Raw genomic sequence first — 14,019 nt, forward strand, 5'->3', positions numbered from 1 at the left:
CATCATGAACGACTACTACACCCAGGATGTACACGGCCCCTACGAGACGATCGATATCGGCCGGCTGGAACTGGAAGAGGGCGGCGTGCTCGAGCACTGCATGCTGGCCGTCGCCACCCACGGCACGCTCAACGCGGCCCGCGACAACGTGATCCTGATTCCGACCTGGTACTCCGGGACGAGCAAGATCATGGAGCAGGCCTACATCGGACCGGGCCGCGCCCTGGATCCGGCTCGCTACTTCATCGTCGTCGTCAACCAGATCGGCAGCGGTCTGTCGATCTCGCCCAGCAATGCCCCGGCGGCGATCGCGGGCGCGCGCTTCCCCAAGGTGCGCATCGGCGACGACGTTCGGGCGCAGCATCGTCTGCTCACTGAACACTTCGGCATCGAACGCCTGGCGCTCGTGGTCGGCGGCTCGATGGGGGCACAGCAGACCTACGAATGGGCGGTGCGCTATCCCGACATGGTCGAGCGGGCGGCACCGATCGCCGGCACCGCCTGCAATACCGAGCACGATTTCCTGTTCGCCGAAACCCTGAGCGAGGCGATCACGACCGATCCCGGCTTCGACGATGGCGGTTACACGGGGCCGGAGGCGGTCGCGGCGGGGCTCAAGCGGCATGCCAAACTATGGACGGTGATGGGGTGGAGCACCGAGTTCTTCCGCGCCGGGCGCCACCGGGCGCTCGGCTTTGAGGACATGCAGGCGTTCGTGGATCAGTTCATGACCGGATACTTCGGCCCGATGGATCCCAACAACCTGTTGTGCATGGCGTGGAAATGGCAACGGGGAGATGTCGGCCGACACACCGAGGGGCGACTGCCGGAGGCGCTCGGGCGCATCACGGCACGGACGTACGTGATGCCCATCAGCCACGACATGTTCTTCCCGCCCAGTGACTGCCTGGCCGAGCAGCAACTGATTGCGGGCAGTGAATTCCGGCCCCTGGTGAGTATCGACGGGCATCTGGCCCTGTTCGGCACCGATCCGAACTGGATGTCGGATCTGGATCGCAACCTCAAGGAGCTCCTGTCCCTGCCCGCTTGAGGCGTACCGACGACGGACGTCTCCGAGGCGTCCGTCGCCCGCGTGATCCAGGCGACCATCCCGGCGTGTCCGACCCGTCCGGACACGCCATTATCTTGCCCGCGGGATCGCTTCAGCGCCGTTGTCTGAGTCGTGCGGGTGTGGTGCCCAGACGTGCCCGCAGGACGCGCGTGAGGTGCGCCTGATCGGAAAAGCCGCAGGCCGCGGCGATCTCCTTGATGGCCCGGTTGCCGGTCGTCAACAGTCGTGAAGCCCGTTCTACCCGCAGGGTCGTGACGTACTCGTACGGTGCGCAGCCGGTGGTGGCGCGAAAGTGCTTGGTGAAGGTCCACACCCCCAGGCCGACGAGCTGGGCCAGTTGTTCGATGGTGACAGTGTCGTGCAGATGGGTTTCGAGGTACTCATCGATGCGCCGTCGTTGCTGTCGGGACAGCGGGCTGTCAACGGTGTCTTCGCGAAACGCCACGGAGGCGTAGTGCCGGATCAGGTGGACGCCGAGCTGGATCGCCAGTGCTTCGACATACAAGGGGCCACCCGAGGCGCCGTCAATCGCTTCCTGCTGGATGGCGTCGGCGATGCCGGTGACCACCGGATCCTGCCCCTGCAGCACGTCATGGAGGTGCACCTCGGAGACGTCGCGTCCGGTGATGTCCGTGGCCACGCGTGACAACAAGGCTTCCGAGAGGTAAGTGTGCGAGACCTCGATGTGTCGGGTCCAGTGCCAATGCGAGTACTCGGAACGCGACAACAGCGAGAAGTCGCCCGGTGCGCATTGCTTCCGGCTCCAGCGTTCTTCCACGCAACGATCCATCGGGGTGTCGCCGGTCCGGTAGCGGACGATCAGGAAGTGGTCCATGGGCGGGATCTGAACGTCCAGCCCCGCATACAGATAGGCACGATGGCTTGCGTCTTTCCATCCCAAGCCGTCGCTTGCGGACAGGATTCTTCCGGGTACCCAGGTGGGCAGGTCGGCGGGTTTGAGCAATGTCCCCATGATGAACCTCTTTGACAGGTCTGGAGCGCGTCAGGCATCGGCGGGTGCCGGAGCTCTGGGGCGCGTCGAGAGCGGTCGCCACGTCGCTGTCGAAGCCTCTCGCGAGGCGGGTCGTCTCGGGAACACGCGGCGCGCTGACCGGGTTCTGCGATACGTGGCCGATGCCTCTGTCCGAAGCAAGACACGCGCCGGATGCGTCGTGGCTGGCGACGTTTTCCGCAAAGGCGCGCCAGCCAAGGCGGGGCGCCGAATCGGCGCGGCCCGGTGTACCCGAAAGGGGCGCTCGAAGCGAGTCGAACGTCGGGAATCGGGACACATGCGTGTCCGGAATGCGGACGGTGAGCGCACGAGGGGCTTATCCACCAGGGCGGTGGAAATCAACCGTCCGGAGCGTCGGCGCTTTCCGCCAATTCGCTGGCGGATCAGGCGCTTGGCGGGTGGCGCCGTTCTTGCTGGGCGACGGTGAACATCATCGGCGCCCAGACCGGAAGGAGACGAGCATGGCGGGAATGGACAGACGCGAAGGACGTGCCTCGCTGTGGCACCTCGCGGTGCCGGTATCGCTGTGGGTGAACACCGCCCATGCCGCCTCGCCATCGCCGGCGCAGCGCGACCTGTGGTTGTGGGGGCTCGGGCTGCTGCTGGTGGTCCTCATCCCGGTGTGGCTGCTGGCCATCCGTTTCCCCTGGCATGAGCACGACGGGCGCGCGACGCCGGGCGCCGGGACGGGCCGGATCGGGGAACGCGTGGCCGAGGCGGTGGTGTGGCTGGTGCCGGCGGTGCTGGTGGTGTGCATCGGCGCGATGGTATGGCTCTATGTGCATCGCCCCGACACGGATCGGCCGCTGGCCCGCGCCGGGGTGGCGCAGATGGTGTCGGCCGGCCACGCCGACGCGACGGCCGCGCCTCAGTAGATCTTCAACCAGCGGAACAGCGCCAGCTGCCCGACCACCAGGGCGCCGAGCACGGCGCACACCACCCAGAAGGCGTCGGCGTTCTGGGCGCCGGGAATCCCGCCCACGTTGATCCCCAGCAGACCGGTGACCAGGCCCAGGGGCAGGAACACGGTGGTGACGATGGCGAGCATGAACATGCTGCGGTTCATGGCCTCGGCGCGCATGTCCATGATCTGCTCATGCACCACCGTGGCCCGGTCGCGGATCGCCTCCAGTTCCTCCGCCAGGCGCGCGGTGTGTTCGTTGGCTTCGCGCACCCGCGCGCGATCATGACGGCCCAGCCACGGCAGATCCTCGATCTCCAGGGTGGTGAGGGCATCGCGCTGGGGGAACATGAAGCGGCGGATCATGATGGACATGCGGCGCACATCCGCCAGCTCCCTGCGCAGGACGTCGGCATTGCCGTCCAGCACCTGCTCTTCCAGATCGTCGACGCGCTCGTTCAGGGTGGCGACGATGGGCTCGGCGCGATCGGTCAGGCGCAGGGCGATCCGCGCGATCAGGTCGCCTGGTCCGGTGGGGCCGTGGCCGCGCGCCACCGCCGCGAGCAGGTCGCCCACGGAGAGCAGGGCGCGCCGCCACACGCTCACCACCCGGTGCTCGTCGATGAAGAAGCGCACCGAAACCATGTCTTCCGGATCGGCGCCCGCCATGAGATTGACGCCGCGCAGGATCAGCAGCGCGCCTTCGTCGTCGACCGTGCACCGGGGACGGGTCTCTTCCTGGGTCAGGGCGTTGATCACCAAGGGGCTCAGGCCCGAGTCGGCCAGCCAGGCGTCGGCCTCGGGGGAGCCGCGCTTGAGATGAATCCATTCGAAGACCTGTGCCGGCGCGTCCGCCGTCACCTGCTGTCCCTGGGCGTCGAAGCACAGGTGGATGACGGGTTGATCGAGGCTGATGTCGCGGTTCGGCGGGGTGTCGGTCTGGGCCATGGGCGGTCGCGGTGCGGTCGGTTCCAGAATGAATGGGCGGATTCAGTTTCCGTCCACCGCGTCCGCGATGCAATCGCCCGCTCGGCCGGTGTCGGTGGCGGGCGTCATTTTCCGGCCGGTTTCGGCGTGTGCTGCGTCCCCGGCGTCCCGTGCGCGGCGTGTTTGGCGTGCGCGGCCAGCCGGGCTGCCTGGCGTTGCCCTTCGACCTGCTGCGCGGCGCTCAGGCGGGCCGCTTCGGCATCGCGCAGGCTCGCGGCATCGGTGTCGCCCAGCGAGGTGGCGGCAGCGTAGTCGGCGTAGGCGGCGACCGGATCGGCCGCACCGCCGAGGCCACGGGCGGTCATGGTGCCCAGATGGCGCAAGGCGACCGCGTCGCCCGCGTTGGCGGCCCGGGTGAGCCACTGGCGCGCGGCGGCGAGATCCTGCACCTGCACCTGGCCGTTGAGGTAGAGCAGGCCGAGCTGGCGTGCCGCGCGCGCATGGCCGGCCTTGGCCGCGATCGTGAGCCACTTGACCGCCTGGGCGCCGTCGCGCGCGGTACCGTCGCCATACTGGTCCATCTCGCCCAGGTAGTAGGCGGCAGTGGTGTCGCCGTGTTTGGCCAGCTGCGCAAAGAGCTGATGGGCATCGGTGGTGTGACCGCTGCGATAGGCGTGGATGGCGGCGGCTTCTTCCCGCGCCGGGTCGTTCGCCAGATGGCCGACGGTCAGCCGGCCGGCGGCGAAGGCCAGCGCGATGAGCAGCAAGAGCCCGAAGGTGATCTGGGGGCGTTGTTCATCGTGAAGGTGCATGACGGGCCTCCTGGGTCGGTGTATTGATGCGTGCTTGTGCGTGTGTCAAACATCGTGCATCACGCGTGCCATTCGATAAGGTGTTGATGTGGCGAATGAAATTCGCGCGATCCCCGGGTTTCGGTGGCTATGCCCCGTCGCGGCCGGTGCAAATCCACCGGCGGTCGGGGGGCATGAAAAAGGCCGGGCAGCGCCCGGCCGTGACGGTCATCGGGTGTCCGTGCTCAGTCGATGGTGACCGGCGAGCCGTCGGGGATCGGGTACAGGGTATCGGTGGCGGCGGTCTTCACGGGGTGGGGCGTGTCGACCAGCATCACCGTATCGACCGACAGGCCGTCCTCGGCGGCCTTCAGCGCCAGGTTGGCGTCGTAGTTGTTGCCGCTGTAGATCAGCGCGGCGGCTTCATCCACATGCTTCCGGGTGGCCTTCAGCGGCATCAGCAGCCGGGTGTAGCCGACGTCGGCGTCGGCGAGCCTGAGTTCCTCGACGGCCTGCTGCGGCTGGCCGGCCTTCAGATGCGCCTGACCCTTGACGATGTGCCGCGTTTTTTCCGGTGTGGCCACATAGTCGTGGCCGACCACCAGCTGGCCGTCGATGGACACGAGGTTGCGGTCGTATTGTCCGTCGTGGCCGAGCGCCTGTTCGTCGGTGCTCGTCCGGGTGAGCCGTTGCTGGGCCTCATGGACCAGCTTGCGCGCGGTGTCGGTGTCGCCGTTGAACAGGGCGATGCGCGCGGCATGGACATCCTCCATGGCCTGGCGGCCGTCGTCGGACACCTTCAGCTTGAGTTGATCGACCTTCTTCGCCTGCGCGGCCTTGACGGTCGGCGAGTTGGGGGTGGCGGCCCGGGCCACGACCGGAATCAACGGCGTGGCGGTGAGGGCGGCGCTGGCCAGAGCGCCGATGATGAGACGGCCAATGTGCCTGTTCATGGTCTTGCTCCTTGTCTGGCACCCGTGGGATGGAATCCGGGTGGTCGCGACGGGGTGTCGGGTCGGTGGGCCATCCGTTGACTGTTTTTCTTCAGCCGACGATCACGAGGCATCGCTTGTGCCAGTTTTCAACTGATTGATTTTATTGGGGTCACTATGTGATCGGCGGGAAAAGGCCCGACCCAGTGGCGGAAATTTCCACCATGCACCGGTGGACGCTCAGGTGTCGGCATCCTTGCGCAGGGACCGCAGCACCAAGCCCCCGGCCACCAGCACCACGCCGATGGCGACGATCGCCTTGAACCGGTGCAGCCATTGCAGATGGCCGAGCAGTTCGGCGGACACGGCGTGGCTGAACGCGAGCCAGAGGCCGACCCACAAGGCGCCGCCGAGGGTGTTGGCGAGCACGAAGCGCCACCAGGGCAGGGCGAGGGTGCCGGCGAGCACGCCATTGAGCTGGCGCAGGAGGACGAAGAAGCGGGCGACCAGTACCAGCGCGACGCCGTAGCGTGCGAAGGCGGCCTCGGCGCGCTGCAGCCGCGCTTCGGTGAGTCCGAAGCGCGTGCCATGGTGCAGCACCGCATTGCGACCGAAGCGGCGGCCGATGAGGTAGCCGATATTGTCGCCGGCCACCGCGCCGACCCACAGGGCGAAGAACACCGGGACCAGGCTCTCGTGGCGGGCGGCCAGCGAGGTGCCCAGCGCGATCATGAGGGTCTCGCCCGGCAGCGGCGCGCCCAGCGCCTCGAGGGCGATGACCAGGGTCACCACCGGCAGCGCGGCGCCGACCAGGTGGGTGACGAGGCTGTCCATCAGCGGCGGTGTTCGGCGGCGCTCAGACCATATTTCTGGATGCGGTAGCGCAGCGTCTCGCGGGTGGTCCCGAGGGCGCGCGCGGTCGCCATCACGTTGTAGTCGTGGCGTTCCAGCGCGGTGCGGATGATGAACCGGTCCATCTCGTCCAGGGCCATGGAGCCGTCCAGCGGCAGGCGGATCCAGTCGCCCGCCGCCTGCGTCGCGGCCGGGTCGGGGGCGGCGGCCTGGGCGAGGCCGAGCCATTCGGCGGGCAGCTCGGCGCCGCTGGAGAGCAGCACGCAGCGTTCGATCACGTTGCGCAGCTCGCGCACGTTGCCCGGCCAGTGGTAGGCGTGCAGGGCGCCCCACACCGCCTCGGGCACGGTGCGCACCTGCTTGCCCGCCTGGGCGTTGAAGTCGCGGATCAGGGCATGGACCAGCGGTTCGATGTCTTCCTTGCGCTCGCGCAGGCTCGGCAGGGGGATCTCGAACACCGAGATGCGGTGGTACAGGTCGCTGCGGAAGCGCTCCTGCGCGGCCAGATCGCGCAGGTCGCGGTTGGAGGCGGCCACCAGTTGCACGTCCACCTCGATCTCGCGCTCGCCGCCCACCCGGCGGAAGCGCTGGTCCTCGAGGGCCTTGAGCAGCTTCGACTGCAGGCCGAGGTCCATCTCGCCGATCTCGTCGAGGAACAGGGTGCCGCCGTCGGCCTGTTCGAGCAGGCCGCGGTGACGGCTGCGCGCCCCGGTGAAGGCGCCCGATTCATGGCCGAACAGCTGCGATTCGAGCAGATCCTTGGGGAAAGCGGCGCAGTTCACATCCACGAAGGGGCCGTCGCTGCGCGGCCCCGAGTAGTGCAGGATCTTGGCGGCCAGGCCCTTGCCGGTGCCGGTCTCGCCCGACAGCAGCACGCTGGAGATGGGCACCTGGGCGAGCTGCCCGAGCATGGCGCGCACCCGCGCCGCCGCCGGGCTAGTGCCGATGAAGGCCTCGGGGGCGAACTTGCGCGCCTCGGTCTCGGTGCTGTCGGCGATGCGCTGACGCGCGCGGGCGCCGCGCGCACCGGCGGCGATGGTCAGGTCGAGCTTGTGGTAGTCGATCGGCTTGGCGAGAAAGTCGAGCGCCCCCAGCTCGGCGGCGCGCTCGATGTCGCGCCGGGTGCCGTAGCCGGACAGGAAGATCCATTCGCCCAGCACGCCGGCCTCGCGCACTTCCTCGAGGAAGTCCAGGCCGTTGCCGTCGGGCAGGTTCATGTCGGAGAGCACGACCGTGGGCGTCAGCCCCAGGTCGATGATCAGGTGGCGCGCATCGGCGAGGGTTTCCGACAGGGTGACCTGCCAGCCCTCGCGTTCGAAGCGTCGTTTCAGTTCCGAGCCGAGCAGGCGCTCGTCCTCGATGATGGTCATGGTTTGCATGGGTCAGTCTCCGCAGGGCAGGGTGACCACGGTGACCGCGCCGCCGCCGTCCCCGCGCTTGAGATGGATTTCGCCGCCGGCCGAGCGCACCAGCCGCTGGATGATGGACATCCCCAGGCCGGAACCGTCCGCCTTGGTGGTGTGGAAGGGGCGGATGCCGTGGTCGAGCAGGACCTCGGGGTAGCCGGGGCCGTCGTCGCGGACGGTGAGCACCGAGTGGCGCCCCTCCCGCTGCATGCGGATGTCGATCCGGCCCGGTGCGTCGCCGATGGCCTGGGAGGAGTTGCGCAGCAGGTTGATGAGGACCTGGCGCAGGGTGTCGCGCGGCAGCTGGCAGGTGTCGTCGGCCACCTCGGTGGCGATCTCGATGCGGGCGGGCAGCTGGTAGCGGAACAGGCGCACGATGTCCTGCACCAGCTGGCGGGGGTTGACCGTCACCGGCGTCTCCAGATGGGCCCGGCCCTGTTCCAGCATGCGGTTGAGCAGGCCGGTGACGCGCATCATCTCTTCGGCGATGAGGTGCACCCGTTCGCGCTCGTCGCCCTCCGGCAGTTCTTCTTCCATGTTGTTGAGGGCCGCGCTGATGCCGGAGATGGGATTGCGCAGTTCATGGGCGAGGCGGGCCGCAAATTCGCCCACCGCCGCCAGACGGGCGCCGTTCTCCAGCTCCGCCTGCTGGCGCAGCAGGGTCTCGGAGGCCGCCTTGACCTGGGCCTCGAGGGCGCTGGCATGGGCCTCGGCGGCATGGCTGGCTTCGCGCAGGCGCGCCGCCATGTTGTTGTAGCGCGCATAGACATCGGCCAGCGGGTCGTTGGCGGGCAGGGGTTCGGCGGTGGTGAAGTTCAGGTTGCCCACGTTCTCGAGCAGGCTGGCGAGGCGGTTGATGGAGCCGAAGGCGCGGCGCCGGATGGCGGCCAGCAGCATCATCGCCAGTACCGGAATCAGCAGCATGGCGCCGGCCGCCACACTGGTTTCCGCTTCCGCCGCACGCCGGGTGGCGGCCACCACGTCGCGTTGCAGGGCGTTTTCCTGGGTCAGGGCCTGGCGGATGGTCTTGAGCGCTTCGAGCAGACCGGTCTCCAGATCGGTGCGCTCGACGGCGAGCATGTCGCGCGCGCGCTTCAGACTGGCCGGTGTGGCCGGATCCAGGTGGGAGCCCTGGTCGAGCAGGGCCTTGAGCGCCGCGCGGATCTGCCGCACCTCCGCCGGCTGTGGGGGGGAATCGGTGGCCACGTGGTGGATCAGCAGTTCCTGGATGTCCAGATTGATCTTCTGCAGCGCCTGCAGGTGATTGATGTGGCGTTCGAGCGGGGCGAGGCGCTGGGTCGAGGTCCAGGCGGTGTAGGCGAGAAAGCCGAGCGAGACGACCAGGGCCACGATGGTGAGATTCGCGGCGAGCCGGAACGGGCGCAGCAGCGTGGTGTGGATGGTTGCGGGGGGCGAATGCGCAGAGCCTGTCATTGGGGGTTCCGTCGGTCGATGGGGGCGCCACGGTGACGATGGCGTGGCACGCCGTCCTGCGTGGGGATGCGAGCAACTGCCATGCCACGCGCGTGGTGGGAGCGCATGCGCCGTGTGGGGGCGGTCCGCGCCACGGCGAGCGCGCCTCTGGTGGATTTAAACCGGGCGCATGGTGGATTTCAACCGGTTTGCCGGATTGTGCGCCGCGCAAAGTGTAAAAAAACCGTCAAATCATGGGGATGCGTCGTGGCACGTGGTTTGCGACCGGTGTCGTGGGCGCGTATCCGCCCGCGTTGCATCCCAAGGAGCACACCATGTATGAACTGCTCGTGATCGGTTACGACACGCTGCCGCAGGCCGAAGCGGCGCGAACCGATCTGCTGGCCCTCTCCAACCGATATCTCGTCGATGTGGCGGACGCGGTCGTCGCCACGCGCGAACCCGGCCAGCCGATCCGCATCGAACATCTGGTCGACCTGTGGCCCGTGGGGCTGTCCGGTCGCGCCATCTGGGGCACCCTGGCGGCGGTGCTGCAGCGCCACCCCCTGTGCGGCGGACCCGCCGGAGCGCCCGAGCGCTTGCACGAGTTCGGCCTCGAGGACGCCTTCATGAGCCGGGTGGCACGCCTGCTCGAACAGCGCGGCGGCGCCTTGCTGGTGCTCGCGCGCCGGTCCGGCGTCGGGCATGTGCTCGACTGCCTGCACCGCAGTGGTGAGGCGGTGCTGTGCAGCGACATCCATCGCCCCCAGGCCCTGGAGATGGACGATCCGGCCGGCCTCGGGCGGCATCGGTCGCTGGCGGCCTGACCCGGCGGCCGGGCGCGCTCGTTCGACAAATCTGCGCTGTCCCTGCGGTATCCTGTGAGGCCCTGATCATCACGGCCGCGCCCCGGCCGCCGCGCGCATCATGCTCGAATACCGCATCATCCCCGTCACCCCCTTCGCCCAGAACTGTTCGTTGCTGTGGTGTTCCGAAACCCGCAAGGCGGCCGTGGTGGACCCGGGAGGCGACATCGACCGCATCGAGGCGGCGATCGCCGAGGCCGGCGTCGAACTGGAGAAGATCCTGCTCACCCATGGCCATATCGACCATGCCGGCGCCACGGCCGAGCTGGCCCGGCGTCACGCGGTGCCCATCGAGGGACCGCAGGAGGAAGAGCGCTTCTGGATCGACGCGCTCGAGGATCAGAGCCGCATGTTCGGCTTTCCGCCGGTGGAGGGCTTCACCCCCGACCGCTGGCTGAACGACGGTGACGAGGTCAGTGTCGGCGCGGTGACGCTGCAGGTGCTGCACTGTCCGGGGCACACCCCGGGGCATGTGGTGTTCTTCGATCCGGCCTCGCGCCTGGCGGTGGTCGGCGACGTGCTGTTTGCCGGCTCCATCGGGCGCACCGACTTTCCTCGCGGGGACCATGGCGCGCTCGTCACCGCCATCCGCACCAAGCTGTGGCCGCTGGGGGACGATGTGCGTTTCATTCCCGGGCACGGCCCCATGTCCACCTTCGGCACCGAGCGGGCGAGCAACCCCTTCGTCGGCGAGGGCCGCTGAGCGCGGCACTGCGCGAGAACGTGTCGTCGTGTTACGGCCGGGTGCGACAGGCCCGGCCAAGGGCCGACGCGGCGACGCGATTGCGGTAGCATATTCGGCTGCCGCGGTCACCGACCGCTTCCACAAGGACGATGGCTGGTGCGACTGGCGATTCTCGAAGACGATTCGGTACAGAACGACACCCTGATCCAGTGGCTGCAGCAGGCCGGCCACGACGTCTATGGTTTCGTCGAACCGAGGGAGTTCATCCGCGTTGCCGGGCGGGAAAGTTTCGACCTGTGCCTGATCGACTGGATGCTGCCGGAGATGAGCGGCACCGAGGTGCTCAACTGGCTGCGTCAGGACCGGTCCAACGATACCCCGGTGATCTTCATCACCGCCCGGGATGCCGAAGAAGACATCGTGACCGCCCTGAGCGCCGGGGCGGACGACTACATCGTCAAGCCGCTGCGGCGCTACGAACTGGTGTCACGGATCGAGGCGGTGATGCGCCGGGCGCGGCCGCTGGCGCAGGAGCAGGTGATCGACGTGCCGCCGTTCTTCTTCGACGTGTCGGCCAAGACGGTGACGGTCCACGGCGAGCCGGTCGAACTGACCGACAAGGAATTCGACCTGTCCATGTTCATGTTCCGCAACCTGGGGCGGCTCATTTCCCGCGGACACATGCTCGAGGCCGTCTGGGGGCGCAATCCCAATCTGGCCACGCGCACCGTCGACACCCATATCAGCCGGGTGCGCAGCAAGCTGGGGCTGCGCCCGGAAAACGGTTTTCGCCTGACGCCGACCTACAACTACGGCTATCGCCTCGAGCGCCTGGGCGAGGCGGCGGCCGACGAGGCCGCCCCGGCCTGAGGCCGGGGGCGGGCCGTCGCGTCGTCAGCGCTGCTTGAGCGAGTCGCGGATCTCGCGCAGCAGGGTGATGTCTTCCGGATCTGCCTTCGGCGCCTCCGGCTCGGGGGGCGTCTCGCGCTTCATCTTGTTGATCGCCTTGATGGCCAGGAAGATCACGAAGGCGATGATCAGGAAGTTGATCGAGGTGTTGATGAACACGCCGTATTTCACCAGTGGCGCGCCGGCCTTCTCCGCCGCGGCCAGGCTGTCGAACTGACCCGCGCCGAGGTTGATGTACAGCTCCGAGAAATCCACGCCGCCGACCAGCCGGCCGACAACCGGCATCACCACGTCGTTGACGAGCGAGCTGACGATCTTGCCGAACGCGCCGCCGATGATGACACCGACCGCCATGTCGACCACGTTGCCCTTGACGGCGAATTCCTTGAACTCGGACATGAAGCTCATGGGCTGACCTCCTGATATCGATTGTTGTGCTTGTGTGCCGGCCGGATTCGAACGACATGGCGCCGACTGCCTGCAGTCTAGGTGATCGTCGTCGCTTTGGGTGAAGCATTTGTACGCGGCCGGCTCAATCATCGGTCATTTCCCGCGACGCGCGGCCATGGCAACATAGGCGCGCAACGTCTTATTACAAACACATGGAGGACGCCATGCACATGGCTGGCCACGCCGGGTGCCGCTGGGTGCGCCGCGCTTTGATGCTGGTGCTGCTGCTCGGCGCCGTGACGGTTCGGGCCGGGGACGACATGGTCCGCTACGTGGTGCGCAAGGATGACACCCTCATCGGCCTCGGCGAGGCGATGTTCGCGGACCCGTCGGCCTGGCCGCAGGTGCAGCGCATCAACCGGGTGGCGAACCCGCGCCGCATTCCGATCGGCACCGTGCTGAGCATTCCGGTGCGCCTGCTGCGCACCGTGCCGCGCGAAGGCGAGGTGGTGTTCGTGAGCGGTCAGGCCCGGGCCGACGGCGCGTCGCTGGCCACCGGTGACAAGGTGCCGGAGGGGGCGCGGCTGGAGACCGGGGCGGACGGTTTTCTCTCCATCGCGCTGCCGGACGGCTCGCACCTGACCCTGCAACCGCAAAGCCGGGTGCGCGTCGAGGGGCTGCACGGCTTCGTCGGCATCGACGACGCCCAGCGTGCCAGCTTCGAGGTGGACGAGGGCCGGGTCGAGACCGAGGTGGCGCCACAGAAGGGCCCTGCGGCGCGGTATCGCATCCACACCCCGACCGCGATCATCGGCGTGCGTGGCACCAGTTTCCGTGTCGCCGCCGACGCCGCGGTCACCCGTGCCGAGATGCGCGAGGGCACGGTGCAGGTCGCCGGCCCCCAGGGCGGGGGCCGGCCGGTCGCCTTGCGCGAAGGCTTCGGCCTGGTGGCGCGGGCGGGCAAGCCCTTGCCCAAACCCGTGGCCCTGCTGCCGGCGCCCGATCTGACCGATCTGCCGACCCTGCACGAGCGGCCGCTGGTGAGCCTGGAACTGGCGCCGCTGGCCGGCGCGATCGCCTATCGTGGCCAGGTGGCGACCGACGCCGGCTTCTCGCGCATCGTCGCCGAGGCCCGCAGCGCGGTGCCGGTGCTCAAGATCGACGGGCTGGCGGACGGCGACTACTTCCTGCGCGTGCGGGGCGTCGACTCGCGTGGCCTGGAGGGGCGCGACGCGCAGATGGCCTTCCGCCTCAAGGCCCGCCCCGAGCCGCCCTTCGTCAATGCCCCGCGCCCCGACGGCAAGGTGCGGGCGGGCGAGGTGGCCTTCGCCTGGGCGCGCGCCGAGGGCGCGGCGCGCTATCGCTTCGAGCTGTCGCGCCAGGCCGACCTGTCCGAGCCCCTGGTGAGCCGCGCCGATCTGGCCGAGCCCGACTTGCGCGTGGCGCTCGAGGAAGGCACCTACTACTGGCGCCTCGCCAGTACCCGGGCCGACGGCGACCGCGGGCCGTGGGGCGATCCGGTGCGTGTCACGGTGCGTCCGCCCATGGCCCCGGTGCCGCCGCCGGCCTTCGACGACACCTCGATGTTCTTCGCCTGGGGCGGGGAGCCGGGCCAGCGCTTCGAATACCAGCTCGCCGATGACACCGACTTCGCCACCGTGCTGGCCAGCGGCACCGTGGCGCAGCCCGAGGTGCGCATGGACAAGCCGGCCCCGGGTGCCTACTACCTGCGCATCCGGGCCATCGATCCGGACGGCTTCGTGAGCGCCTATTCCGCCCCCCAGAAGGTGATCGTGCCGGCCAGCTTCCCGGTCTGGCTCATCGGCGTGCCGCTGATGATGATCTTCCTCTGAGGCGGCGGGC

General features: G+C 68.5%; 14 protein-coding genes. 6 read left to right on the top strand and 8 right to left on the bottom strand.

Going from position 1 to position 14,019, the window contains the following annotated elements; translation table 11 throughout:
• Positions 1-4: 4 nt before the first annotated feature.
• Positions 5-1,051: an alpha/beta fold hydrolase gene (locus G3580_RS01445; RefSeq protein WP_173763574.1), complete on the top strand. Its 1,047-nt coding sequence runs from the start codon at positions 5-7 to the stop codon at positions 1,049-1,051.
• A gap of 112 nt (positions 1,052-1,163) precedes the next feature.
• Here G3580_RS01445 and G3580_RS01450 read toward each other — a convergent pair whose 3' ends face one another.
• Entirely contained in the window at positions 1,164-2,045 is an 882-nt protein-coding gene (locus G3580_RS01450; RefSeq protein WP_173763575.1) for a helix-turn-helix domain-containing protein, read from the bottom strand.
• Between the two features lie 500 nt (positions 2,046-2,545).
• Here G3580_RS01450 and G3580_RS01455 point away from each other — a divergent pair, with 500 nt between their 5' ends.
• Positions 2,546-2,959, top strand: a complete 414-nt coding sequence (locus tag G3580_RS01455) for a hypothetical protein (RefSeq protein ID WP_173763576.1) — start codon at positions 2,546-2,548, stop codon at positions 2,957-2,959.
• Here the strand turns inward: G3580_RS01455 and G3580_RS01460 are convergent.
• From G3580_RS01460 to G3580_RS01485, 6 genes are all read right to left on the bottom strand, one after another.
• Positions 2,953-3,933, bottom strand: a complete 981-nt coding sequence (locus G3580_RS01460; RefSeq protein ID WP_173763577.1) for a zinc transporter ZntB — start codon at positions 3,931-3,933, stop codon at positions 2,953-2,955. The two genes, G3580_RS01455 and G3580_RS01460, sit on opposite strands and share 7 nt — an antisense overlap.
• A 104-nt stretch (positions 3,934-4,037) precedes the next feature.
• Complete coding sequence (locus G3580_RS01465; RefSeq protein ID WP_173763578.1) at positions 4,038-4,724, bottom strand: tetratricopeptide repeat protein; 687 nt, start codon at positions 4,722-4,724, stop codon at positions 4,038-4,040.
• A 224-nt stretch (positions 4,725-4,948) separates the two neighbouring features.
• Positions 4,949-5,656: a YfdX family protein gene (locus tag G3580_RS01470; protein WP_173763579.1), complete on the bottom strand. Its 708-nt coding sequence runs from the start codon at positions 5,654-5,656 to the stop codon at positions 4,949-4,951.
• Positions 5,657-5,875: 219 nt separating this feature from the next.
• Positions 5,876-6,469 carry a DedA family protein gene (locus G3580_RS01475; RefSeq protein WP_173763580.1) on the bottom strand — a complete coding sequence of 198 codons (594 nt, stop codon included), beginning with the start codon at positions 6,467-6,469 and terminating at the stop codon, positions 5,876-5,878.
• Positions 6,469-7,866: a sigma-54-dependent transcriptional regulator gene (locus tag G3580_RS01480; protein ID WP_173763581.1), complete on the bottom strand. Its 1,398-nt coding sequence runs from the start codon at positions 7,864-7,866 to the stop codon at positions 6,469-6,471. The genes G3580_RS01475 and G3580_RS01480 overlap by 1 nt, the downstream gene beginning before the upstream one ends.
• A 3-nt stretch (positions 7,867-7,869) precedes the next feature.
• Positions 7,870-9,327, bottom strand: a complete 1,458-nt coding sequence (locus G3580_RS01485) for a sensor histidine kinase (RefSeq protein WP_173763582.1) — start codon at positions 9,325-9,327, stop codon at positions 7,870-7,872.
• Positions 9,328-9,641: 314 nt separating this feature from the next.
• Here G3580_RS01485 and G3580_RS01490 point away from each other — a divergent pair, with 314 nt between their 5' ends.
• The 3 genes from G3580_RS01490 (at position 9,642) to G3580_RS01500 (ending at position 11,727) form a co-directional block, all read left to right on the top strand.
• Positions 9,642-10,133, top strand: a complete 492-nt coding sequence (locus G3580_RS01490) for a DUF1269 domain-containing protein (RefSeq protein ID WP_173763583.1) — start codon at positions 9,642-9,644, stop codon at positions 10,131-10,133.
• A gap of 100 nt (positions 10,134-10,233) precedes the next feature.
• Entirely contained in the window at positions 10,234-10,875 is a 642-nt protein-coding gene (locus tag G3580_RS01495; protein ID WP_173763584.1) for an MBL fold metallo-hydrolase, read from the top strand.
• A gap of 138 nt (positions 10,876-11,013) precedes the next feature.
• A complete protein-coding gene (locus G3580_RS01500; protein ID WP_217424576.1) occupies positions 11,014-11,727 on the top strand; it encodes a response regulator transcription factor in 714 nt (237 codons plus the stop codon).
• 24 nt (positions 11,728-11,751) lie between these two features.
• On the opposite strand, the gene mscL is transcribed toward G3580_RS01500, so the two are convergent.
• The gene (mscL, locus tag G3580_RS01505; protein ID WP_173763585.1) at positions 11,752-12,174 is read right to left on the bottom strand and encodes a large conductance mechanosensitive channel protein MscL; all 423 of its coding nucleotides are present in this window, start codon (positions 12,172-12,174) and stop codon (positions 11,752-11,754) included.
• A 206-nt stretch (positions 12,175-12,380) separates the two neighbouring features.
• Between mscL and G3580_RS01510 the strand changes: the two genes are divergently transcribed.
• Positions 12,381-14,009: a FecR domain-containing protein gene (locus G3580_RS01510; protein WP_173763586.1), complete on the top strand. Its 1,629-nt coding sequence runs from the start codon at positions 12,381-12,383 to the stop codon at positions 14,007-14,009.
• Positions 14,010-14,019 lie beyond the last annotated feature (10 nt).

Origin of the sequence: Nitrogeniibacter mangrovi, from assembly GCF_010983895.1 — a bacterium.
GTDB lineage: Bacteria > Pseudomonadota > Gammaproteobacteria > Burkholderiales > Rhodocyclaceae > Nitrogeniibacter > Nitrogeniibacter mangrovi.